Raw genomic sequence first — 23,120 nt, forward strand, 5'->3', positions numbered from 1 at the left:
ACTGTTCAGGGCATTAGACTCGGGCAATCCATGAGCCCCTCGAAGGAACGGGATTATGTCTTCTGGGTATGACCGTGTAGTGCAACCGGCGGCCGGTGACGAGGCCCTGGAGAACCACCTGGGTGGGGACGAGGCCAAGAACTATCGGCAGTACGAGTTCGACATGGTCGCCCCGCATGTCGGCCGGTCGATGCTGGAGATCGGCTCGGGGCTGGGCCACTTCGCGGAGCAGTTCCTGCCGCGGCTCGACCGGCTCGTGGTGAGCGACTTCGACCCCTACTGCGTCGAGCAGCTGGAGAAGCGCTTCGTGGACCGCGACGACATCAGCGTCCTGCAGTTCGGGCTGCCGACCGACATCCCGCTGGAGGACAAGGTCGACACCGTCGTCATGATGAACGTGCTGGAGCACATCGAGGACGACGCGGAGGCGCTGCGCTCGCTGGCGCGGGTGACGCTGCCGGGCGGGCGGATCATCATCTGGGTGCCCGGTTACATGCAGCTCTACGGGGACTTCGACCGCAAGGTGGGCCACGTCCAGCGGTACACGCCTAAGACGCTGGGCACCACGGTCGCCAAGGCGGGGCTCGACGTCGAGGTGCTCAAGCCGATCAACTTCCTGGGCGGCATCGCCTGGTGGGCGGCCGTGCGCCGGGGTGGCGTGGGCTACCCGGACCCGCGGCTGGTCAAGATCTACGACCGTACGGTGGTGCCGCTGACCAGGCTCATCGAGCGGTTCGTCACGCCGCCGTTCGGCCAGACGGTGTTCTGCGTGGCGCGCGTTCCGCAGAAGCGGTGACCACGCCGGGGCCGCCCCAGAGGATGGCGAGGCGGCCCGGGCGGGCTACTTGATGGAGCCGGCGGTCAGACCGCCGACCACCTTCCGCTCGATCAGGGCGAACAGGATGATCACCGGGATGGTGGCGATCACCGAGCCGGCGAACAGGTTCTGCCAGTCCACCTGGTACTGCCCGATGAACGAGTTGAGCGCCACGGGGAGCGGCTGGTTCTCGGTCGTGGTGGTGAGGGTCAGCGCGACCACGAACTCGTTCCACGCGGCGATGAACGTGAAGATCAGCGCGGTGATGACGCCGGGCATGGCCAGCGGCAGCGTGATCCTGAACAGTGCGCCGAAGCGCCCGTTCCCGTCGATGAAGGCGGCCTCCTCCAGCTCGCGCGGGATGGAGGAGAAGTACGCGTTCAGGATCCACACGGCGAAGGCCAGGTTGAAGCCGCCGTTGACGAGGATCAGCGCCCAGATCGAGTCGACCAGCCCGAACTGGAAGAACTCGCGGTAGATGCCGACCACCATGGCGGTGGGCTGGAACATCTGGGTGATCAGCACGAGGATCAGGAACGCGGTGCGGCCGCGGAAGTTGTGCCGGGCCGAGTAGTACGCGGCGGGCAGCGCGACCAGCAGCACGAGCAGGGTCGAGCCGGCCGCCACCTTGATCGTCACCCACAGGTTCCCAGCCAGGCCGCTGCCCCAGAAGTCGGTGAGGTTCGACCACACCCACTCCTCGGGCCAGAACGTTACGTCGCGCAGCGATTCCTGGGAGCGCAGCGAGGTCAGCAGCATGACCACGTACGGGAACAGGAACAGGAACGCCACGACGTAGGCGGTGGCCGCGATGAGCACGGTCTTGAGCCTGGGCATCGCGCGGCGGGCGGCGCTCCGCCCGGGGCGGGCGTGGTGGTGATGGGGCTGGGCCTGCGCCGGCATGGTCTTGACGGCCATCAGGCCACCTCCTTGTTCCACCGCGACACCTTGAGGAAGATCACCGTGAGGACGATCACCATGCCGAAGTTGACGACGGACATGGCGGCCGACTCGCCGATGTCGGAGCCCTTGAGGATGTACATGAGGATGGTCGAGGTGGCGGTCGAGTAGCCCGGCTGCCCGTGGGTCATGGCCCAGATGATCGGGAAGCTGTTGAAGACGTTCATGACGTTGATCAGGGCGGCCACGGTGAGCGCGGGTCGCAGCAGCGGCAGCGTGATCGACCAGTACGTCCGCAGGCGTCCTGCCCCGTCCATCCTGGCGGCCTCGTACACGTCGGCAGGGATCGTGGCGAGCCCGGCGAGCAGCGCGTACGTGGTGAACGGCACCGACACGAAGACGGCGACGAACACCAGCCACGGCATGGCGGTGGAGGCGTCGCCGAGCTGGTCGGCGGCGGCGCCGCCCATCGCGTCGATCAGCCCGAGCCGGACGCGGATCTGGTTGATCACGCCGACCTCGGGGTCGAGCATCCACTTGAAGATGATGGCCGTCATCAGCACCGACGCGGCCCACGGCGCGATGAGCGCCCAGCGGGCCAGCTTGCGCAGCGGGAAGCGCTGGTTGAAGAGCTGGGCCAGGGCGAGCGAGATCAGCACGGTGAGCGCGACGACCGCGATCACCCAGATCACGCTGCGGAGCATGACGTCGGCGAAGTCCTTCTCGGCGAAGAGCTTCTCGTAGTTCGCGAACCCTGCCGACCCGCGCACCACGCCCAGCCGGCTGATCTCCAGGAACGAGGACCTGATCATCTCGACCACGGGCCAGAGCACGACCAGGGCGATCAGCACGATGGCGGGCCCGATCCAGGCGAGGGGTTCGAGGGCGCGCAGGCCCCGCCTGGCGCGGGGCTTCTTCACATCCAGCGTTGTCACTCAAGCACCTTTCGCAAGGACGGCACGGCCGGCTGGGTCAGCCGGCCGCACCGTGGTCCTGCTGGGATCAGCCGGCCGCTTCCGCGGTCTTCTGCAGCTCACCGAGGACCTTGGCCGGGTCGTCCTTGACGGCCCCGCCGATGGTCTGCTTGATCGCCGGGTTCAGGGTGGCCCACTTGGGGTCCTGGAAGGGGTAGAAGCTGGCGTTGGGCAGGGCGTCGAGGAACGGCTTGAGCTTCTCGTCGCCGGACAGCTTCTGGATGCCGCCGTTGGTGACGGGCAGCAGCTTGTAGGTGTCGGAGATCTTCTGCGCGGCGGTGCCGGTGTAGAAGAAGTCGAAGAACTTCTTGATCTCGGCGGCGTGGCCGTTCTTGTTGAACGCCATGATCCAGTCCATGACGCCGAGCGTGGTGTCGAGCGGGCCGGCCTTGCCGGGGATGGGCGCGACGCCGTAGTTCTTCAGCCCGGCCGCGTCGAAGATCGGGATGGACATGGGGCCGCCGTTGACCATGCCGACCTTGCCCGCGCCGAAGTCCTCCCAGACCGTCTTGCGGTCCTTGGTGCCCGGGTTGGGGGTGGTCAGGCCGGCGTCGACCAGGCCCTTCATGTACGTGAACGTCTCGACGTTCTGCGGCGAGTTGATCGACCACTTGCCGGAGGCGTCCTTGTAGCCGCCGCCGTTGCCGAGCATCCACAGGAACGACTCGGCCTGGGCCTCCTCCTGGCCGAGCGGCAGGCCGAACGGCTGGGTCACGCCCTTGGCCTTCAGCTTCTCGGCCGCGGCCTTGAGCTCGTCCCACGTCTTCGGCGGCTCGGCGATGCCGGCCTGCTCGAACAGGTCCTTGTTGTAGAACAGGGCGCGGGCGGAGGAGACGAACGGGATGCCGTACGCGGTGCCGTCCACCTTGCCGAACTCGGCGAACTTCTGCAGCATGTCGCCGGAGACGTTCGGGGACAGGACCTCGTCCACCTTGTAGAGCAGGCCGTCCTGGACGAAGCCGGAGTAGTCGCCGGTCTGCAGGATGTCCGGGATCTGCCCGTTCTGCACCATGGTGGCGACTTGCTTGTCGATGTCGTTCCAGTTGATGACCTGGACGTCGACCTTGATGTTCGGGTTGGCCTTGGTGAACTCCTCGGTGACGCCCTTCCAGAACGTCTCGCCGGAGTTCGGCTTGCCGGGGCCGTCGCCGTAGTCGGCCGCGACCATCTTCAGCGTGACCTGGCCGTCGCCGGCCGCCTGGGTGTCGCCGCCGGAACCGCCGGAGCCGCCGGAACCGCAAGCGGACAGGACCAGCATCGTGGCAAGGCCGAGAGCGGCGCCGCCCACAAGCTTGATGTTCACTGGAGATACCGCCTTCTCGTCGGACGGGTCCTACTGGTCCGTACCAGCCAACGGGACCCCGCCCAGGGGGATGAGCACGCGGGCCGGCAGATGCCCGCGTTTGCGCAAGCGTAAGCCGGAGTTCAGCAGCCGGTCTATACCGCCCTGTCTCGGTTTGGCAACACTCGGGCCGCGAGGGCCGCACACGTGGTCTAGACCGGATGTCAGAGGATCTTGCGGCGGACGTTCTCCCCGCCCTCGGGGGCGCCGATCCACGGGCCCTCGATCGACGGGTCGAGGATGCCTTCCTCGACGAAGGTGTAGCGGCCGTCGAGCACGTAGCCGGCCACCCGTACGTCGTGGTTGTCGCTGTTGTCCCACAGCCGGTCGAACAGCGTGTCCACCCGGCGCCTGGACTGCCGGCAGAACGTGTCGGCCAGCTCGTACGGCCGGCGCCCCAGGTCCTTGGAGTCCTCCGCGGCCTTGAGGCAGACGGCGGTCATCGCGTACAGCTCGGCCCCGATGTCCACGATCCTGCCCAGGAACGACTGCTTGTGCTCCAGCTTGCCCTGCCAGCGGGACATGCCGTAGAAGGTGGACCTGGCCAGCTTCCTGCTGGTCCGCTCCACGAAGCGCAGGTGGGCGGCCAGCGGGCCGAAGTCGGCGTACGCGGTGGGCAGGTTGCCGGTGCCGGCCACCAGCGTGGGCAGCCACTTGGCGTAGAAGCGGCTGGCCCGGCGCAGGGCCTGGGCGCGCTCCTGGCGGCTGGCCTCGGGGTTGATCAGCTCGCCGGCGGCCGACAGGTGCGCGTCCACCGCCTCCCGGGTGATCGCCAGCCGCATGATCTCGGAGGAGCCCTCGAAGATGCGGTTGATGCGCGAGTCGCGCAGCATCTGCTCGGCGGGCACCCCGCGCTCGCCCCTGGCGGCCAGCGACTCGGCGGTCTCGTAGCCGCGCCCGCCGCGCATCTGGACCAGCTCGTCCAGCACCTCGTACGACAGCTCCGAGGCGAACAGCTTGGCCAGCGCCGCCTCGATCCTGATGTCGTTGCGCCTGTCGTCGGCCAGGCGGGCGGTCAGCTCGCAGACGGCCTCGACGGCGTACGCGGTGGCCACGATGAAGGCGACCTTGGTGGCCACGGCCTCGTGCAGGCCGACCTTGCGCCCCCACTGCACGCGCTCGTTGCCCCACTCGCGGGCGATCTTGACGGCCCACTTGGCGTTGCCCGCGCAGGTGGCGGGCAGGGACAGGCGCCCGGTGTTGAGCGTGGTGAGCGCGATGCGCAGGCCCTCGCCCTCCTTGCCGATGAGGTTCCGGGCGGGCACCCTGACCTGGGAGAACTCGGTCACGCCGTTCTCGATGCCGCGCAGGCCCATGAACGTGTTGCGCCGCTTGACCGTGATGCCCGGCGTGTCGGCCTCGACCACGAACGCGCTGATCTTCTTGCCGGTCCTGGCCATGACCACCAGCAGGTCGGCGATGACGCCGTTCGTGGTCCACAGCTTGACGCCGTCGAGCACGTAGTCGTCGCCGTCGCGCACGGCGGTGGTGGCCAGCCGCGCCGGGTCCGAGCCGACGTCCGGCTCGGTCAGCAGGAACGCCGAGATCTCCCCCGCCGCGCACCTGGGCAGGAACTCGCGCTTCTGCTCCTCGGTGCCGAACAGCTTGAGCGGCTGCGGCACCCCGATCGACTGGTGCGCCGACAGCAGCGTGGCCAGCGCCGGGCAGTAGGAGCCGACGAGCATGAGGGCCCGGCAGTAGTACAGGTACGGCAGGCCCAGGCCGCCGTACTCCTCCTTGATCGTGATCCCGAACGCGCCGAGCTCCGCCAGCCCCTTCACCACGTCGTCGGGCACCTGCGCGGTCCGCTCGACGAGCGCCGGATCGACGCGCGCGTCGAGGAAGCGGCGCACCGCCCTGACGAACTCCTCCCCCTTCTTGGTCGCCTCGCCGGGCGGCGTGGGCGCCGGATACACCAGGTCCATCCGGAAGTCGCCGAGGAAGAGCTGCTTGGCGAAGCTCGGGCGCGCCCACTCCCTCTCCCGAGCCTGCTCGCCGACCTGCCTGGACTCCGCGTACTTGGCGTGCTGGGTCATGGCACCCTCCCGACGTCGCGCCGTCTGATGCTCATGTGTACTGCCCGCCTGACGGCGCCCTGTCGCCGTTTATAGCCCGATTTTGTAGGAACGGCGAGGGTTGAGGCCGGTCGCCGCGAGCGCCACCGCGCCGAGCACGGCCGGCACCAGCAGGTACGCCCCGCAGAACGCCAGCCCCAGCAGCGACATCCCGGTCCCCACGATCGCCGTGACCCGGTGGCGGCCCGCCGGCAACATCCGTACCGCCGCCGCCACCCCCGCCGACGTGACCGCCGCCAGGCACGCCGAGGTGGCCCGCATCAGCAGGTCCAGATCCACCGCCCACACCAGCACCGGCACGCTGAGCGCCAGCACCAGCCCGAGACTCCGGTACGGCGTCTGCCCCGGCGCCCCGCCCCTGGCGAACCAGCGCGGCAGCGCCCCGTCCGCCGCCAGCGCCGCGCCGAGCCTCGCCGCCCCGGCGAGGTAGGTGTTGACCGCGCCGAAGGTCAGCAGCACCGCCACCACCCCGGTCACCGGGCGGGCGACGGGCCCGAGGCCGAGCTCCAGCATCCCGGTGAGCGGCACGGCGGACATGTCCGCGCCGAGCACGCCGACGGAGGTGACGGAGACGCCCGCGTACAGCAGGCCGATCACCACGAGGGTCGCGGCGGTGGCGCGCAGCAGGCCGTTCCTGCCGGCGAACTCGCCCGACAGGTGGCTGGCCGCCTCCCAGCCCACGAAGGCGAACATGAGCACCCCGGCCGCGCCGGCCACGCCCGCCAGGCCGTACGGGGCGAAGGGGGTGAAGTTGGCCGGGTCGGCGTGCGGGGCGGCGCTGATCACCGCCGTGGCCAGCAGCGCGACGAGGAGGGCGACGAAGCCGATCTGCAGCCGTCCGGACGTGCGCAGCCCCGCGGCGTTGGCGGCGAACGCGGCGGCCAGGATGAGGCACGCGGCCAGGGTGGCGTCCAGGCCCAGGCACGCCTCGACGTACTGGCCGCCGACGAGCGCGCCGGCGACCGTACCGATCGGGACGGCGCCGTAGAACCACCAGCCGGTCACCGCGGCGGCGCGGCGGCCGAACGCGAGGCCGACGACGGCGGCCACGCCCCCGCCGCCGGGGTAACGCGTGCCGAGCGCGGCGAACGTCAGCGCGACGGGCACGCTCAGCGCCAGCATCCCCGCCCAGGCCAGCACCGACGCCGGCCCGGCCGAGGCGGCGGCCAGGTGCGGCAGCACCAGCATGCCCGGCCCCAGCACGGCTCCGACGAGAAGCGCAGTGCCGTGCCATGCCCCCATATGTCCATTCATGTCGCTGAAAGTAGCTCGAACATTCGGCTTGATCGGGTGCTGAGCGAACGTTCGGCCGGAATGGCGTGCGAACCTGGGCACATGGACGAACTTGATTCGGCGATCATACGGCTGCTCCAAACGGATGCTCGGCAGTCCAACCGCGAGCTGGCCCGGCAGCTCGGCATCGCCCCCTCCACCTGCCTGGAACGGGTCAGGTCGCTGACCAGACGCGGCGTGATCCGCGGCTACCACGCCGACATCGACCCGGCGGCGCTCAACCGCGGCGTGCAGGCGATGGTCTCGGTGCAGGTCCGGCCGCTGAGCCGGGCGGTGATCAACACGTTCAAGGAGTCGGCGGCGGCCATGCCGGAGGTGCTGAGCGTGTTCGTGCTGGCCGGCGGGGACGACTTCCTGCTGCACGTGGGGGTGCGGGATCTCGATCACCTGCACGGGTTCCTGCTCGACCGGCTGAGCAAGCGCAAGGAGATTGTGGGGTTCCGGACGTCGGTGGTGTTCCAGCAGGTGCAGAAGGCGGTGCCGACGCGGCTGGAGGACACCTGACTTTCGACAGGGGTGCTTCTGGACGGTCGGCGGATACGCGGCAGGGCCCCTGCTTCCTAGGTTCTTCCCCGTGAAACTCCTTCTCGCCCTCGCCCTGACCCTCACCCCGGCCCCCGCGCCCGAGCTGACGCCCGCCGCCATCGACGCCTACCTCCAGGAGGCGATGGAATCCACCGGGGTGCCGGGACTGTCCGTGGTCGTGACCCGCAGCGACGAGGTCGTGCACGCGGCCGGGTACGGGCACGACTCCGACGGGCGGCCGATGACCGCCGGCACGCCGATGCGGGTGGCGTCCGTCAGCAAGTCGTTCACCGCCATGGCCGTCATGACGCTCGTGGAGCGCGGGAAGATCTCGCTGGACTCGCCGGTGGCCGCGCAGCTGCCCGGCTTCACGATGGCCGATCCCCGGGCGGCGCGGATCACCGTACGGCAACTGCTGAACCAGACCTCCGGCCTGTCGGACAGCACCGTGGACATCGCCGCCACCGAGGAGGCCGGCTCGCTGGCCGACTACACCGCCCGCCTGGCCGAGTCCCGGCTCGCCGCCGACCCCGGCACCCGCTACGAGTACTGCAACGTCAACTACGACCTGGCGGCGCGGCTGGTGGAGGTGGCGAGCGGGCGGCGGTTCGGGGACTACCTGCGGGATCGGGTGTTCGGGCCGCTCGGCATGACGTCCAGCGCGGTCTCCGCGCAGGTCGTCCGGCCCGCTCATGGCTACAACTCCCTCTTCGGGGCCTGGCTGCCCCGGCCGGAGCTCGACGGGTTCCACGACGACAGCGGGGCGGGCGGGGTCATCACGACGGCCGCCGACATGGGGAAATGGCTGATCGCGCAGGCGGGCGACGGGCGGCCGCTGGTCGGGCGGCAGAGCCTGGAGGTCATGCACCAGCCCTCGAAGCTGCGCCCGTACGGGATGGGGTGGGGCATCGAGGACAACGGGCAGCTCGTGCACTCAGGGAACCTGTTCACCTACAACGCCGTCGAGGCCGTCTCGCCGAAGACCGGCTACGGGTTCGCGGTGATGACCAACAACGCGACGCTGTACGACCCGACGTACGACATCATGCTCGGGCTCACGGCGATGAGCGAGGGCAGGGCGCCGGAGGGGCCGGGCAACGAACGGCAACTCTTCGAGGCGGCGCTGGCGGCGTTCGCGCTGGTCGCGGCCGGGCTGGGCGCCATGGGGGTGGCGCGGGCGCGGCGCTGGGCCGCCCGCAGGCCGGGGCGGCCGTGGTGGCGGATCGGGCTGCGGCTGCTGCCGGCGCTCGTCCCGGTCGCGGTGCTGGTCGGATATCCGGACCTGGTGTCCGTCCTGGTGAACGGGCGGACGGTCACCTGGGCGCAGCTCACCTACTTCCCGGCGCCGCTGTCGGTCACGGTGCTGGTCGCGGCGCTCGCGGGACTGGGCGTGACGGTCGCCCGCCTTCGTGCCCTTCGCCAGGTCCATGGTGACAGGCTTCGAACGGCACCCGATGCGACCTGACTTGTAAGCCTTTCGTCGGTTCTCACCAAGTACGGGTGTAGATCGACGAAGGGAGCAAGGCCGGTGCGTCTCAAACGGGGGAAGCTCGCCACCGACCCCGTGGCGTTCGAAGCCTTCTACCGGCGGCACATCGACGCTGTCACGCGGTTCCTGTCACGCCGGGTCGACGACCCGCACACGGTCGCCGATCTGGCGGCCGACGTGTTCCTCGCGGTGCTCGGCTCGGCGCACACGTACCGCCCGGGCAAGGGCAGCGAGATCGCGTGGCTGTACGGAGTCGCGCGCAACACGCTGTCGTCCGAGCGGCGGCGGGCGCTGCGGGAGTCCCAGCTCACGCATCGCGTGAGCGGGCGGCGTCCGCTCGACGGCGACGACGTGTCCCGGCTGGAGGAGCAGATAGACGCGGAACGGCCCGCCAGGGCGGCCTTCGAGGCCATGGCCGGGTTACCCGACGGGGAGCGCGCCGTCCTGGAACTGGTGGTCCTGGAGCAGCTCACGCCGTCGGAGGCGGCGGCAGCGCTGGGAATCCGGCCGGGGACCGCCATGGTGCGGCTGCACCGCGCCCGCAAGGCACTTCGCGACCTGCCCTTCGTCATGGAAGGAATCCCACGATGAGATTCGAGGAGCAGTTGCTGATGGACCTCAAAGCCGAGATGACCGCGCGGAACGAACGCAGCCGCCGTGTCGGCCGCCGCCTGCTCGCGGGGGCGGCGGTGGCCGGGCTGGCGGCCGTGACGGCGGTGGCGCTGCCGCTGCTGACCGGGCCGGAGCCGGCGTACGCGGTGAGCGAGAACGCCAACGGCACCATCACGGTGGAGCTCAAGGAGTTCAGGGACGCCGAGCAGTTGGAGCAGGACCTCAAGAAGCTGGGCGTGAGCGCCGACATCACGTACCTCAAGCCCTACACCAAGTGCCAGAACGACCGGGGCGCGATGGCCGGCGGCGGATACGACACTCCGGAGGAGTGGCGCGCGTCCGTGCACTACAAGGTCGCCAGGCCGGGGCCGAAGGGGTTCGTCATCGATCCCCGCCAGGTCGGGAAGGGGCAGACGATGGCGCTGGAGTTCACCGAGAACCCGAAGGGGCCCGTCAAGGCGCAGCTCAACGCGATGGTGATCGAGGGGCCTGTCAAGCCGTGCGTTCCGGAGCACGACCCGACGCAGCTCGGCTGACCCGCGTTCCCCGGCCTGCGCTGCTCAGGCCGGGGAACTCGTCAGAGGTTCCCGGCGCGGGATGGCCGCGTAGCTGACGGCCAGGGCGGCCAGGCTCAGCGCGGCGGCCGCGAGTCCGAGCCACCGCAGCCCGTCCACCGCCACCAGCCCGCCGCCGAGCGCCGACCCGGCCGCGATGCCGATGTTGAACGCGCACACGTTCACCGACACCGCCAGCGTGGGCGCCCGCCCGGCGTGCCGCAGCACCAGGCTCTGCAGCACCGGCGTCGTGGCCGAGGTCAGCAGCCCGAACACCAGCACCGCCACGACGGCGGACCCCGCCCACGGCACCGCGAACGGGAAGACGGCCAGCACCACGCTCAGCCCGGCGAACGTGCCGCGCACGGTGGTCCCCAGCGACCGGTCCGCCAGCCGCCCCGCCACCAGCCCTCCGGCCAGGCTCCCGGCCCCGTACACCAGCAGCAGCGTCGACACCGCCGCCGGCCCGAACCCGGTGATCTCGGTCAGCGTCGGCGCCAGGTAGGTGAACACGGTCGAGGTCGCCGCCAGCCCGACCGCCGTCGTCGCGATCACCACCAGCACCCTCCGCCCCATCACCGTGGCGATCTCGTCCCGCACGCTCGTGGCGGGCGCCTCCTGCCGGGGCAGCACGGCGGCCAGCAACCCGGTCATGGCCAGCGCCAGCACCGCCAGCACGGCGAACGGCGTCCGCCACCCCGCGTCCTCCCCCAGCAGCACCCCCAGAGGCACGCCCAGCAGCGTGGCCACCGAGAACCCGGACCCCACGGCGGCGATCGCCGTCCCGACCCGCTGCGGCTCGACGACCCGCGTCGCCACCATCAACGCCAGGGTCAGGAAGGCCGCGTGGCTCAGCGAGGCGACCACCCGCCCGACGATCAGCACCTCGTACGACCCCGCCGCCGCGCACACCGCGTTCCCGGCGGCGAACAGCAGCATCAACCCCAGCGCCAGCCCCTTGCGTGGCAGCCGCACGGTCGCGACCGTCACCAACGGCCCGCCGATCACCACCCCCAGCGCGTACGCCGTCACGGCCTGCCCCGCAGTCGAAACGGAAACGCCCAGGTCGGCGGCCACCTGAGGCAGCAGCCCCGCGATCAGATACTCGGACGTGCCGACCACGAACACGCTCACCATCAGCATGGCCGGCACCAGCAGACTCTTCTTCATGCGGGAACGCTAAAGTCTCACATGTATGTGAGAGTCAAGTCGTGGAGGTGGGTGGGGATGCGGATCGGCGAGCTCGTCCGGCGCACCGGCGTGAGCGAGCGGCTGCTGCGCTACTACGAGGAGCAGGGCCTGCTGCATCCGTCACGGCTGCCCAGCGGGTACCGCGAGTACACCGAGGCGCACGTGGAGACCGTGCGGCGCATCCGCTGCCTGCTCGCGGCCGGCCTGAGCACCTCGACCATCGCGACCGTGCTGCCGTGCCTGGAGGCGCGGGGGGAGCGGCTGGCGCCTACATGTCCGGACGTGGTGGGGCGGCTCCGCAGGGAACGCGAACGCATCGACCAGGCGATGCGCGATCTGAGCGAGTCGAGGCAGGCCCTGGACCTGGTCATCTCGGCAGCACGGGTGTGAACCAGGGCAGGCCGCCGGCGACCATCGTGATCAGCAGGACGTGCTAGTCGCCGTCCTCGACGCAGAACTCATTGCCCTCAAGATCGGCCATCACGACCCATCCGCCTGGGCTGACACCCCTGCGATCGTCCACGACGCGAGCACCCAGCGATTCCAGCCGGGCAACTTCCCGGTCTTGAGGTTCGCCATGTGGCAGGAGATCGAGATGAACGCGATTCTTGGTGCGCCTGGGCTCTGGGACGTTGACGAAGACGAGGTGAGGGAAGGTGTCATCATCGGCGCCCACCCACCAGAAGGGGTTGCCGGGCATCTCCACCTTGGTCCAGGGCCAGCCGGTGACCTCGCTCCAGAAGCGCGCCATGGCTTCGGCGTCGGAGCAGTCGAACGTCACATTCAAGATCGAGAACCTGCTCACGCGCGCCTCCCGTACCGGGGCCGACCCGCAGCGCAGCCTTCCACGGGCAGCCAAGCGCAGCAAGCGGTTTTCACCGTCGTCGAGGCCAGAGAGCCGGATGCAGACCGACCAGCCATCATCCTGTTTCTGGTGGCCGATTCCGGGCTGGGCCGGCTGCCGGCCGGGTGGATGGCCAACGAATACGCGAAGGCACGCGACATGCTGCTGCCCGATCCGCGGCCTCGGCCACATCCACCGGACCGAACGGAAGGCAACCGGCACATGGGGTCAGCGAGAGCCGAAGGGCGTTCCGTTCCCGATCAGGAAGGTTCCCGGTCCGAGTGACGTGACGACATCTGGCTTGCTTCAGCAACGGGGGCTATCCCCACTCGTGATCTTCATGCATGCCGTAGGGACACAGCCACGCTTGCATGATCGACTGGTGCCCTCCGAAGAGGAAGGGGAAACGGGAGATGGAGCAACGTGATCGGCGGGCCGCGATCGGAACGGCGGCCGCGCTCTTGGCGAGTGGCGTGACCGTGATGGCGGGCAGCAGACCCGCACGAGCGGAGTCCTCCGGCGAGCAGGCCCGGGAATCGTTCCGGGTCATAGACCTCCGAGGCCGACAGCGTTTTCTGGCGAGCTCGCGTAAGCCACCGATCATCATCGGGGGCAGGACGTATCCCGCCGACCAACGCCAGGGGCCCGAGGGCACTTATCTGATCTTCAATGATGGGGACGGCAACGAGAAGGGAGGGATCACTGCCTCTTCTGCCGGAGCCAGCCTCTCGCTCGACTACACCAACGCGCAGGCGATCACTATGGCCACTCGGTGGGAGGGCACCCTCGGCGCGGCAGTGCTGGAGATGAAGCACATGCCTGATCCGGCGCTCCCGATCGGCCAAGTCCCCGCCATGCCGCCTCGTGTCCAGCTCGGCTACAGCACTCCGGAAGGAGCATTCCTGGTGCTCAGCGACTCGCGAGGACGCCCGCGGATCGTGCTGGAAATCGATGGTGACGACAACCCGATGATCAAGGTGTTGGACTCCGAGGGCAAGGTGGTCGGGCAGCTTCCCGAAACGCCGGCCGAGAGGCGTTCGTAGCTGCCGTCCGGAGGGCCGGACCAGGCGGGAGTTGTGGCGGCGACCCTCGAGTCCGCCGGGGCGTTAATTCGGTTGCACGGGCCTCCGGCGCCCCCCTAGCCTCTAGGACATGCGCCTTTACCTGTAATTCGCAAGCAAGCCCTGTCCCCCGTCCAGCCAAGTGACGCGGCACGCAGCTGAGCTCGCAGAGCGGCCCCTTTCGTAGGAAGCCGCGTCCCGAATTACGTAGAGGAGCTTTGTATGTTCATCCGTGCGTCCAACAAGAAGAGCCGCCCCGCCCTGCCGGTCGTGCGGCCGATGCCCAAGATGCCGCAGCGGCCCATCGCGCCGCCGCGCCGCATCCCTTCCAAGGGCAGATGAGAGCAACTACCAGGATGGGTAGTTAGGCGAGCGCCGCCCCCACGTTACGCCCGGGGCGGCACTCGCGCTTTGCTACAGCCGTTCGATGATGGTGACGTTGGCCTGGCCGCCGCCCTCGCACATCGTCTGCAGGCCGTACCGGCCGCCGGTGCGCTCCAGCTCGTGCAGGAGCTTGGTCATCAGGATCGAGCCCGTGCCTCCCAGCGGGTGGCCGAGGGCGATGGCGCCGCCATTCGGGTTGACCCTGGCCGGGTCGGCGTCGAGCTCGTGCATCCAGGCCAGCGGCACCGGCGCGAACGCCTCGTTGATCTCGACCACGTCGATGTCGCCGATCGACATGCCGGCCTTCTTCAGCGCCCGCTGCGTGGCGGGGATCGGCGCGGTCAGCATGTAGACCGGGTCGTCGCCCATGAGCGCGAGCTGGTGGATGCGGGCCCGCGGGGTCAGACCGTGGTCGCGTACGGCCTGCTCCGAGGCGATCAGCACGGCGCCGGAGCCGTCGGAGATCTGCGAGGAGGTGGCGGCGGTGATCTGGCCGCCCTCCTTCAGGGTCTTCAGGCCGGCCATCTTCTCCAGCGTCGTGTCGGCGCGGGGGCCCTCGTCGTCCTCGACCCCGTTGATGGGGGCGATCTGGTCCTTGAAGTAGCCGTTCGCGATGGCCTTGGCGGCGCGCTGGTGGGACTCGAACGCGAACTGCTCCAGCACCTCCCGCGTGTAGCCCCACTTCTCGCACATCAGCTCCGCGCCGCGGAACTGCGAGATCTCCTGCTTGCCGTACCGCTCCACCCACTTCTCGCCGAACGGGAACGGCATGCCCTTCTCCAGGGCGGCCGTGATCGAGGAGCCCATGGGCACGATGCTCATCGACTCGACCCCGGCGGCGACCACCAGGTCCTGGGTGCCGGACAGGACACCCTGGGCCGCGAAGTGGATCGACTGCTGCGAGGAGCCGCACTGCCGGTCGATCGTGACGCCGGCCGTGGTCTCGGGCAGACCGGCCGACAACCAGGCATTTCTCGCGATGTCCATGCTCTGGGGGCCGAACTGCATGACGCACCCCATGATGACGTCCTCGACCGCCTCGGGGTCGACGCCGGTGCGGTCGATCAGCGCCCTCAGCGTGTGAGCGGCCAGGTCAGTGGGGTGGACGGTGGAAAGGCCGCCCTTCTTCTTGCCGACCGGGGTGCGGACCGCCCCGACGATGTACGCCTCTGCCACAGTGCCTCCTGGAAACCGAGCATTATTCGGTTACTAGGTGCAGGGTACAACAGAACGTCATTCGGGTGCAGGGGCCGTGGGGGGTACGGCGTCCTCCGTGGGGTCCTCCGTGGGGTCCTCCGTGGCGTCGTCCGTTGCGGGCACCAGGTCTTCCGGTGCGTCGATCCGGAAGCGCCAGCGGTCCACGGGGATGCCGTTCAGCGCCTCCGACAGCTCCAGCGCCAGCGCGCCCAGCTTCGCCGGGTCGTCGCCGCGCAACTCGACCGCGGTCAGCTCGGTGGCAAAGGGCAGCAGCTCCTGTACGGCCGGCGGCTGCCCCTTCTGCGGCACCAGCGCGGCCTTGATCTCGCCGGCCGTGAACAGGAACTCGTCGTCCTCGTCCTGCTCCAGCAGGGGTGCCAGCTCCTCGGCGGTGGGACGTACCGGGAGAATCACCGCGGGCCCGCTCTCGGCGCTGCCGTCGGCCGGATCGCTCACCTCACCCCGGCACACCGCGAGCCCGCCGAGCCGGAACGCCAGGCCCTCGGCCAGGTAGCGGTCGAAGAAGTCCAGCGGCAGCGGGCCCTCCGCGGCCACCCGCACCGCCCACGCCTGCTCCAGCTCGCCGCCGGTCAGGTCCTTGTCCGCCTCGACCGGGGCGTGCACGCGGACGTCCACCGCCACGATGTCGTCGCCGTCCCGCCTGGCGTTCGGGTCGGCGAGCTGGACGAGGCGCAGCAGCTCGCCGGGGTCCGGTTTGGCGGGCAGTGCCGCCGTGGGGCCAGTACGCAGTCTCCGCTTCGCCATCCAGCCCATGCCCGCCTCCGCGCTCAGCTTCTGTAAGAGCTCGTCATCGTGGCGTACACGATGACGTTGTCCGTGTAGTGCCCGGTGGACCGATCGTAGGTGCCACCGCAGGTGATGAGGTGCAGTTGGGCGTTCTGCTGCTCCCCGTACACGCGCTGGGTCGGGAAGGTCTGCTTGTCCGCCTGCTCCACCCCTCCGACGGTGAACACCGCGGTCGTCTTGTCCTGGCGCTTGACCTCGATGGTGTCGCCGTTCTTGAGCTCCGGCAAGCGGGCGAAGACGGCGGCGCGGGTCCGGGTGTCCTTGTGCCCGAGCAGCACGGCGGGGCCCACCTCGCCCGGGGTGGACATGTTCCGGTACCAGCCGACCAGGTTGTGGTTCTCCGACGGGGGGACCTGGATCGTGCCGTCCCTCTTCAGGCCGACCGACTGGATCGGGGCGTTGATCCCGAGGCGCTTGATCACCAGCCTGATCGGGGTGGAGGGCAGCATCGGGGGGGCCGGGGTGATCTGCGGCAGCGGGGGCGGCACGTTCGCCGGGGCCTGGAACCAGGCCTGCTCCGGCTGGGCGGTCTGCTTCGGCTGGGCCTGGAGGTCCAGGGCGTCCCTGTTGCTCTGGAGGCCGTACTCCGCGGGGGACTTGAGGACGATCAGCAGCCCGGCCACGACCGTCACCACACCGGCGATCGCGGCCGTGATCAGGACCGCTCTGAGAGCGGTGCTGCCCTTGTCCTGGGATGGCGGAGGGGTGGGGGTCTGGCCGCCGCCGTACGAATAGTAGCCCGACATCGTTCCGTCAGCCCTTGATGGAGCGGCGTCGCATGAGCAGCCCGCCGACCGCGGCCGCGCCTACCAGGGCCGTGCCCGTCAGGATGAACAGGCGGCCGTCAGGGCCCATCATGCCACCGGCACCGGTGTCCGCGCCCGCCTTGGGGGTCTGGGACTTCCTGGTGGGGCTGCTCGACGGGGTGACCGTCACCGTGGAGGTGCGGGTTGTGGTGGGGCGGGGGCTGGTGGTTGTGGGGGTGGGGCTCGTTGTGGTGGGGCTGGGGCTGGTGGATGCACCCACCGTGAACGTGTACGCCTTGAGGCCGGTGGTCGGGGCAGTGCACCTGAGCACGGGACTGGTCGAACTGGTGCCGAAAGCGAGGTCGCCGGCGGTCAGCGACACGGTGCCCGTGGTCGTCGGCTTGACCTTGATGGTGACGCTGGGGAGGGTCGTGATGTCCGCGCCCGGCTGGATGGTCGTCGTGAACGAGCCTTCGCCGGTCGCGGTGGCGGGGGCTCCGGCGCCGGTCGCCTTGATCGTGGCGAAGAGCTTGGCACCAGACGCGGGCCAGTTTTGAGGAGCCTTCAGCGTGTCGCCGGTGGTCTGGATGGTGCCGGTCCACGTGATCGAGGCGTCGGCGTTGGCCGTGGCACTGGTGGGGGGCGTCATGACGACCTTGATGTCGACGTCCGCCTCGGTGGGGTAGTTCGTGTCCGTGGTACCGGTGGGGACGTCGCAAACGTAGGCGACGATGTCGGTCCCGTTGCCACCGCCGTTGCCCGTGCCGATCGCGACGTCCAGGACTTCAGTGGAGGCCGTAGTGCAGGTCGCGGTGGCGGTCGAACCAGTGGTCAGGCCCAGCTTCAGCTCACCGGGATCCACGCTGACCTTAGTGGTGGTGGTGGCACCTGCCGCGATCTTGTAGACGACGTTTCCGGGTTGCGACGCGTTCTGGCCTGAGGCGATGGTCGGCCCTGACTTCGCACCAGGGTCGGAGACACTACCGCCGGTCGCCGTCATCGTCAGAGTGGCCTGCACGGTGTTGTTGGCAGTCGCAGGCTGGGCCAGCGTCAACGCTGGGATGTTCACGGTCAGGTCAAAGGTCTGGCCAGCCGCAACCGAGTCCGGCGCACTAAGGGTGACAGTAATCGGAGTGTTGGCGGTGAATGTGAAGGGGCCGCCAGTACCGCAGGTATAGCTGAACTGCTTCGACGCCGCAGACGCCGGCGTAGGCGTTGCCATGATGAAGACGGAGCAAACGGAGATGACGAGCGCGCTCATCAATCCCAACGCGGATGTCGTATGGGCGAGGCGGCGCCTCACCTGGGACATGAGCACGGGTCCTTCTCCGTTCAAAGCCAGTGTCAACAGTCGTGCCAGAATTCCAGCCGTTGGTCACGGTTAGGTTGAGATCCTACGAACTGTCCCTGTCAACTTCCCGTAAACCGCCAAATCCACCCCAACTTTCCCACATCAACCCTTCTTCTTCGACAACGTTGCGTAAACGACGATGTTGTCTGTGTAGTGGTGAGTAGTCCGGTTATAGACCCCACCGCAAGTGATAAGCCTGATCTGGGAGTTGCTGGTGTTGCCGTACACCCGCTTGGTCGGGAACGAGTTCTTGCTCGCCTGCTCGATCCCGCTCACCGTGAACCGGGTGACCTTCCCGTCCGACCGATACACGTAGATCTGGTCGCCCTTGGCCAGCTCCCGCAGCCGATCGAACACAGCGGGCCCCGAGCGGGTGCTGACGTGACCGTTGATGATCGCCGGGCCGATCTCCCCGGGCACCGGTGACCCCTTGTACCAGCCCGTCTGGTTGGGCTTGCTGAGCGGGGGCGTGCCGAGCACGCCCTTCTTGTTCACCGAGACCGAGCCGATCGGCGCGTTCACCTTGATCTTGGGGATCTTGATGCGGGTCGGCTTGGGCGCGGCCTTGCCGACCTTGGGCTTGGCCTTGGGGATCGCCGGCACGACCGGAACGGCCGCCAGCGGGGGCGGGGCGTCGAGGCGGGCCGGGGTCAGGGGGACGTTCTTGCCGCCCGGGCCGACCGTCGGCGGGAGGATGAACGCGCCCGCGTTCGACATCTCCAGCGTGGACGGCGCGCCCTGGGGCGCGGCGAGCGGCTGTCCCGAGCCCGAGCCGTCGTCCACCGGGGGCGCCAGCGAGAGCAGGCTGACCATGACCAGGCCGATGCCGCCGAGCGAGCCGGCGATGAGCAGCCCGGGCAGCGCCCGCTGCATCGGCGACTTCTCCTGCTCGGCCATCTTCTCCTCGGCCATCACTGCGCTCCTCCCGCGTGCGCGGCCCTGCGCCGGCGCAGCAGCAGGCCGCCGCCGGCAGTTCCCATCACCAACGCCATGCCGCTGGCCATGAGGCCGAACGGGGGCCTGTCCTCGTCGGGGGCGACGCCGGTTTCCACGCCGCCACTGGGGGTGTTGGCCACCTGGGCGCGGTAGTACCTGGTCGCGGTGGGGCCGGTGCTCCTCGGGGTGACCGTCGCGGTGGCGGTGGCGGTGCCGGACGGCGTGACCACCTGGACGAAGTCACCGCCGATGGTGGCGCCGGAGTCGGCCTCGTTGTCGTTCGGGTCCGGATCGTTCGGGTCGGGGTCGTTCGGATCCGGGTCGTTCGGGTCTTCGGTGGGCGGATCCGTGCCGGGATCGTCCGTCGGCGTCTGGGTGCCGGTGCCCGTGGGCGTGCTGCCGGGGACGGTCACGTCGATGGCGCCCGGGTCGTTCTGCATGGTGCAGGTGGTCTTGTCGTGCTCCGGAGGCTCGGGCACGTCGCTGATGAACACCTGGAAGGCGTCCAGGTAGGCACGCTTGCTCTCGGTGTTGACGATCTCGATGGTGTGCGGCCCGTAGTCGAGCTGCGGCGACGTCCAGAGCACTTCCTGGCTCTTGGTGCCGGTCATGGGATTGCCGCTGCTGTCCTTGCCGGGCTCGACCAGGCCCGAGGTGACTACCTGGCCGTCGATCTTCACCCTGATCTTGCTGAGGTCCTGCTCACGCCGGCCGATGTAGGAGACCTTGGTGCCGAGGAACTCCAGCTTGGCGGTCGCGTCCAGCCCCTCGGTCCAGCGGATGTCCTTCAAGTAGTCGTCGTACGTCGCCGCGGTGTAGTCCCACTGCCACGCCCCGGTGTACTGGATGTCCGTGGAGTCGTCGCTGTTGATCTTCACGTCGCCCTCGGCGGGCGTGAACTTGAGGCTCAGGCCGGCGGGTTCGAAGCGGATCGTGCCCGCCCGATCAAGCGCCGCACCGTCGGTCAGCCCTTCAGGCAGGTCCAGGTAGCTTCCCGGAACCAGCTGCCCCTGGGTCTTGTCTCCGCGAGGTTCGAGTTGACCGTTCCAGGCGCCGCTGGCGTTCACCACGCCCTCGAGACTCAGCTTGGAGCCCTCGGGAAAGAAGCCCGGCGAGCCGAATCGCTGCAGGCTCTTGTACGACATGTCCCAGCGGACGTCCATCCGTCCGGCCGTGACCTGCGGCGTCATGCGTGCTTCCAGATCCACGCCGGTGCCCGCGATGCCCCCCGTGCATCGGTACTTGATCACCAGCGACGTCGCCGCCTGGCTGGGGATCGAGGAAGTCACGACCATCCCAGCAGATGCCGCGATGCCCAAGGATGCGGCGAATAACGCCTTGTGCCACCGACTCACGGAGACTCCGATCCCCCACATACCAGACCGAGGGTAGATCTTAGAGTCGAAACACCCGCAACACATGCCGAAAATCGCTTCTTCCAGCACTTGTGATGAACCCGTGTCCCCAGCTCCCCGCGCCGGGTATACCTTCCGGTAACAGAATCCTGTTCTGCAAGCGGAGGCGACTGATGCAGCGAGACCTCTTCGACGACGAGCACCTCCTCTTCCAGGAGACCGTGCGCGACTTCATGTCCCGCGAGGTCGTCCCCCACCACCCCCAATGGGAGAAGGACGGGATCGTCCCGCGTGAGGTCTGGAAGAAGGCCGGCGAGCTGGGCATGTTCGGTTTCTCGGTGCCGGAGGAGTACGGCGGCGCGGGCGTCAAGGACTTCCGGTTCAACGCCGTGATCGTCGAGGAGATCATGCGGAACGGTGCCACCGGCCTCGGCTTCTCGCTGCACAACGACGTCATGGCCCCGTACGTCGTGGATCTCACCGACGACGAGCAGAAGCAGCGCTGGCTGCCCGGCTTCGCGTCCGGTGAGCTGATCACGGCGATCGCCATGAGCGAGCCCGGCGCCGGCAGCGACCTGCAGGGCATCAGGACCACCGCGATCCGCGAAGGCGACCACTACGTCGTCAACGGCCAGAAGACCTTCATCACGAACGGCATCAACGCCGACCTCGTGGTCGTCGTGGCCAAGACCGACCCGGAGGCGGGCGCCAGGGGCACCACGCTGGTCGTGGTAGAGCGGGGCATGGACGGCTTCGCCCGCGGGCGGAACCTGGACAAGGTCGGCATGAAGGCCCAGGACACGGCCGAGCTGTTCTTCGACAACGTACGCGTGCCCGCCGCCAACCGCCTCGGCCCCAAGGACGGCGAGGGCTTCTTCCAGCTCATGCACAACCTGCCGCAGGAACGCCTGTCGATCGCCGTGGCGGCGGTCGCCGCGGCCGAGGCGGTGCTGGAGCAGACCGTCGAGTACTGCAAGACCCGCCAGGCGTTCGGCCGCAACCTCGGGTCGTTCCAGAACACCCGCTTCGTGCTGGCGGAGCTGGCCACCGAGACGGACATCGCCCGCCACTACGTCGACAAATGCATCCTTGCCCTCAACGCCGGCCGGCTCACGGCCGTGGACGCGGCCAAGGCGAAGTGGTGGACGACCGAGCTGCAGACCAAGGTCATCGACCGCTGCCTGCAGCTCCACGGCGGGTACGGGTACATGACCGAGTACCCGGTGGCCAAGGCGTGGATGGACAGCCGCGTCCAGACGATCTACGGCGGCACCACCGAGATCATGAAGGAGATCATCGGCAGGTCGTTCGGTTTCTGACGACTCGCGCGGAAGGCGGGATCGGGCCGCATACTGGACAACATGGACGGCGGCCTGATCCTCCTGGTTTTCCTGGCCCTGCTGTTCGCCTGGCTGCTCAACCGCGTGCGCCGGGCGATCCGCCTGGGGCCGATCGGTTATGCCGGCGTGGTGATCGTGTTCGTCATCGTCATGCTGCTGCTCTGGGGCCAGACCAAGATCTAGCGCCGCGGATTTCAGGCCGGATCCGGGCGGGATCGGGATTCGGCGAGCCGGTCCAGCAGTTCGCGAAGCAGGGCGTACTCTCCGGCCGTCAGCTCCGTGGGGTCCTGGTCCACCAGCGCGCGCAGCGTCAGTGCCGCTCCGGCCCGCGTCACCGCGTCAGCCGGCCGGACCGCGCCCGGGTGGAGGACGGCGGCCAGTGCCGCTTCGCGGACGCGGTCGGACAACCCCAGGTCGCGATCGGCGTCAGGCCGGGTGATCAGGCTCAGGGTGACGCCGATGTTCGCGGCCAGGATCTGGTCGGCCGCGTCGCCGGGCGGGACTCTCAGCAGCCCCCGACGGGCGGCCACGGTCAGCAGGTCACGCAGCATGGCGTGTGCGGGGGCCGTGATGGCGCAGGGCTTGCCGGGCTCGATCTGGCCGTACAGCAGCGCGTAGAAGGTGGGATGGTCCAGCCCGAACCGTACGTGCCGGTCCCAGCCCTGGCGGAGGTCGTCCACCGGATCGCTGGAAGCCTGCGGCGGCTGGACGTACTGGGTGAACCCGTGGTCGAGCACGGCGTCGATCAAGCCCTGCTTGCTCCCGAAGTGGTGATAGAGCGTGGGCGCCTGGACCCCCGCGCGCTCGCAGACGGCACGCGTCGACAGCGTGCGATCCCCTGAGCTGTCCAGCAGCTCGGCGGCGGCCAGCAGGAGCCGATCGCGGGCGCTGCCACTCCGTCCTTGGTTACCCATGCCGTTATAGTAGCTTATGTAGCGCTATATAGACTCCTGTAGCGTATATAGCGCTGATGTCACCTCAAGGAGAGCTCATGAACCTCGACCTTCCCGGCGTTGTCGCCCGATACTTCGAGGCCGACCGCCGCCGCGACCCGGACGCCGTCATCGCCCAGTTCACCGATGACGCCGCGGTCACCGACGAAGGCCAGACCCGGCGCGGGGCCGCGGAGATCCTGGCCTGGCTTCGAGGCCCCGCGTCGCAGTACCAGTACACGATCACGCTGCTCGGCGCCGAGACCACCGGCGCGGACACCGTGCTGGTCACCGGCCGCCTGGAGGGCAACTTCCCGGGCGGGACCGCGGACCTGAAATGGCGCTTCACCCTCGCCGGCGACCGGATCCGGCAGCTGGAGATCGCGCCATGAGAG

The 23,120-nt window shown here is 69.1% G+C and carries 24 protein-coding genes; 10 read left to right on the forward strand and 14 right to left on the reverse strand.

The genetic code is table 11. The features are described 5' to 3' along the window. Positions 1-55: 55 nt before the first annotated feature. Positions 56-796, forward strand: a complete 741-nt coding sequence (locus tag HD593_RS52515; protein WP_185110332.1) for a class I SAM-dependent methyltransferase — start codon at positions 56-58, stop codon at positions 794-796. Positions 797-841: 45 nt separating this feature from the next. On the opposite strand, the gene HD593_RS52520 is transcribed toward HD593_RS52515, so the two are convergent. The 5 genes from HD593_RS52520 to HD593_RS52540 form a co-directional block, all read right to left on the reverse strand. Continuing rightward, positions 842-1,735, reverse strand: coding sequence for a carbohydrate ABC transporter permease (locus HD593_RS52520; RefSeq protein WP_246547210.1), 894 nt, complete (start codon positions 1,733-1,735; stop codon positions 842-844). After that, positions 1,735-2,652: a carbohydrate ABC transporter permease gene (locus HD593_RS52525; protein ID WP_185110333.1), complete on the reverse strand. Its 918-nt coding sequence runs from the start codon at positions 2,650-2,652 to the stop codon at positions 1,735-1,737. Before HD593_RS52525 ends, HD593_RS52520 begins: the two co-directional genes overlap by 1 nt. Before the next feature lie 67 nt (positions 2,653-2,719). Next, positions 2,720-3,994: an extracellular solute-binding protein gene (locus HD593_RS52530; protein WP_312904359.1), complete on the reverse strand. Its 1,275-nt coding sequence runs from the start codon at positions 3,992-3,994 to the stop codon at positions 2,720-2,722. A gap of 203 nt (positions 3,995-4,197) precedes the next feature. Then, entirely contained in the window at positions 4,198-6,069 is a 1,872-nt protein-coding gene (locus HD593_RS52535; protein WP_185110334.1) for an acyl-CoA dehydrogenase family protein, read from the reverse strand. A gap of 69 nt (positions 6,070-6,138) precedes the next feature. Then, positions 6,139-7,362 (reverse strand): APC family permease, encoded by a 1,224-nt coding sequence (locus HD593_RS52540; protein WP_185110335.1) that lies wholly within the window; start codon positions 7,360-7,362, stop codon positions 6,139-6,141. 81 nt (positions 7,363-7,443) lie between these two features. Here HD593_RS52540 and HD593_RS52545 point away from each other — a divergent pair, with 81 nt between their 5' ends. The 4 genes from HD593_RS52545 (at position 7,444) to HD593_RS52560 (ending at position 10,563) form a co-directional block, all read left to right on the forward strand. Further along, on the forward strand, positions 7,444-7,905 hold the full coding sequence (locus HD593_RS52545) for an Lrp/AsnC family transcriptional regulator (RefSeq protein ID WP_185110336.1): 462 nt from the start codon (positions 7,444-7,446) through the stop codon (positions 7,903-7,905). Between the two features lie 70 nt (positions 7,906-7,975). Next, positions 7,976-9,391 (forward strand): serine hydrolase domain-containing protein, encoded by a 1,416-nt coding sequence (locus HD593_RS52550; protein WP_312904360.1) that lies wholly within the window; start codon positions 7,976-7,978, stop codon positions 9,389-9,391. A gap of 63 nt (positions 9,392-9,454) precedes the next feature. After that, complete coding sequence (locus HD593_RS52555) at positions 9,455-10,006, forward strand: RNA polymerase sigma factor (RefSeq protein WP_185110337.1); 552 nt, start codon at positions 9,455-9,457, stop codon at positions 10,004-10,006. Further along, positions 10,003-10,563, forward strand: a complete 561-nt coding sequence (locus HD593_RS52560; RefSeq protein ID WP_185110338.1) for a hypothetical protein — start codon at positions 10,003-10,005, stop codon at positions 10,561-10,563. The genes HD593_RS52555 and HD593_RS52560 overlap by 4 nt, the downstream gene beginning before the upstream one ends. Before the next feature lie 24 nt (positions 10,564-10,587). Here HD593_RS52560 and HD593_RS52565 read toward each other — a convergent pair whose 3' ends face one another. After that, entirely contained in the window at positions 10,588-11,751 is a 1,164-nt protein-coding gene (locus HD593_RS52565; RefSeq protein WP_185110339.1) for an MFS transporter, read from the reverse strand. Between the two features lie 57 nt (positions 11,752-11,808). Between HD593_RS52565 and HD593_RS52570 the strand changes: the two genes are divergently transcribed. Further along, positions 11,809-12,162 (forward strand): MerR family transcriptional regulator, encoded by a 354-nt coding sequence (locus HD593_RS52570; protein WP_185110340.1) that lies wholly within the window; start codon positions 11,809-11,811, stop codon positions 12,160-12,162. 43 nt (positions 12,163-12,205) lie between these two features. Here HD593_RS52570 and HD593_RS62885 read toward each other — a convergent pair whose 3' ends face one another. After that, on the reverse strand, positions 12,206-12,577 hold the full coding sequence (locus HD593_RS62885; protein WP_312904361.1) for a VOC family protein: 372 nt from the start codon (positions 12,575-12,577) through the stop codon (positions 12,206-12,208). Positions 12,578-13,029: 452 nt separating this feature from the next. Here HD593_RS62885 and HD593_RS52580 point away from each other — a divergent pair, with 452 nt between their 5' ends. Next, the gene (locus HD593_RS52580; RefSeq protein WP_185110342.1) at positions 13,030-13,659 is read left to right on the forward strand and encodes a hypothetical protein; all 630 of its coding nucleotides are present in this window, start codon (positions 13,030-13,032) and stop codon (positions 13,657-13,659) included. A 432-nt stretch (positions 13,660-14,091) separates the two neighbouring features. Here HD593_RS52580 and HD593_RS52585 read toward each other — a convergent pair whose 3' ends face one another. The 6 genes from HD593_RS52585 to HD593_RS52610 form a co-directional block, all read right to left on the reverse strand. Then, positions 14,092-15,237 (reverse strand): acetyl-CoA C-acetyltransferase, encoded by a 1,146-nt coding sequence (locus HD593_RS52585; RefSeq protein ID WP_185110343.1) that lies wholly within the window; start codon positions 15,235-15,237, stop codon positions 14,092-14,094. Positions 15,238-15,294: 57 nt separating this feature from the next. Beyond that, a complete protein-coding gene (locus HD593_RS52590) occupies positions 15,295-16,023 on the reverse strand; it encodes a hypothetical protein (protein WP_185110344.1) in 729 nt (242 codons plus the stop codon). Positions 16,024-16,046: 23 nt separating this feature from the next. Further along, positions 16,047-16,811 (reverse strand): class F sortase, encoded by a 765-nt coding sequence (locus HD593_RS52595; protein WP_185110345.1) that lies wholly within the window; start codon positions 16,809-16,811, stop codon positions 16,047-16,049. Positions 16,812-16,818: 7 nt separating this feature from the next. Further along, positions 16,819-18,072 carry a hypothetical protein gene (locus tag HD593_RS52600; RefSeq protein WP_185110346.1) on the reverse strand — a complete coding sequence of 418 codons (1,254 nt, stop codon included), beginning with the start codon at positions 18,070-18,072 and terminating at the stop codon, positions 16,819-16,821. A 192-nt stretch (positions 18,073-18,264) separates the two neighbouring features. Next, complete coding sequence (locus HD593_RS52605) at positions 18,265-19,074, reverse strand: class F sortase (protein ID WP_185110347.1); 810 nt, start codon at positions 19,072-19,074, stop codon at positions 18,265-18,267. Beyond that, complete coding sequence (locus HD593_RS52610) at positions 19,074-20,387, reverse strand: hypothetical protein (protein WP_185110348.1); 1,314 nt, start codon at positions 20,385-20,387, stop codon at positions 19,074-19,076. The genes HD593_RS52605 and HD593_RS52610 overlap by 1 nt, the downstream gene beginning before the upstream one ends. A 239-nt stretch (positions 20,388-20,626) precedes the next feature. Between HD593_RS52610 and HD593_RS52615 the strand changes: the two genes are divergently transcribed. Both HD593_RS52615 and HD593_RS52620 read left to right on the forward strand, forming a co-directional pair. After that, on the forward strand, positions 20,627-21,772 hold the full coding sequence (locus tag HD593_RS52615) for an acyl-CoA dehydrogenase family protein (protein WP_185110349.1): 1,146 nt from the start codon (positions 20,627-20,629) through the stop codon (positions 21,770-21,772). 42 nt (positions 21,773-21,814) lie between these two features. Then, positions 21,815-21,976, forward strand: a complete 162-nt coding sequence (locus HD593_RS52620) for a hypothetical protein (protein WP_185110350.1) — start codon at positions 21,815-21,817, stop codon at positions 21,974-21,976. 11 nt (positions 21,977-21,987) lie between these two features. On the opposite strand, the gene HD593_RS52625 is transcribed toward HD593_RS52620, so the two are convergent. Then, complete coding sequence (locus HD593_RS52625) at positions 21,988-22,707, reverse strand: TetR/AcrR family transcriptional regulator (protein WP_185110351.1); 720 nt, start codon at positions 22,705-22,707, stop codon at positions 21,988-21,990. 77 nt (positions 22,708-22,784) lie between these two features. On the opposite strand from HD593_RS52625, the gene HD593_RS52630 reads away from it, so the two are divergent. Continuing rightward, entirely contained in the window at positions 22,785-23,117 is a 333-nt protein-coding gene (locus HD593_RS52630; RefSeq protein ID WP_221525392.1) for a nuclear transport factor 2 family protein, read from the forward strand. Positions 23,118-23,120 lie beyond the last annotated feature (3 nt).

The sequence above is a fragment of the Nonomuraea rubra genome, assembly GCF_014207985.1.
In the GTDB taxonomy this organism is placed as follows: Bacteria; Actinomycetota; Actinomycetes; order Streptosporangiales; family Streptosporangiaceae; genus Nonomuraea; species Nonomuraea rubra.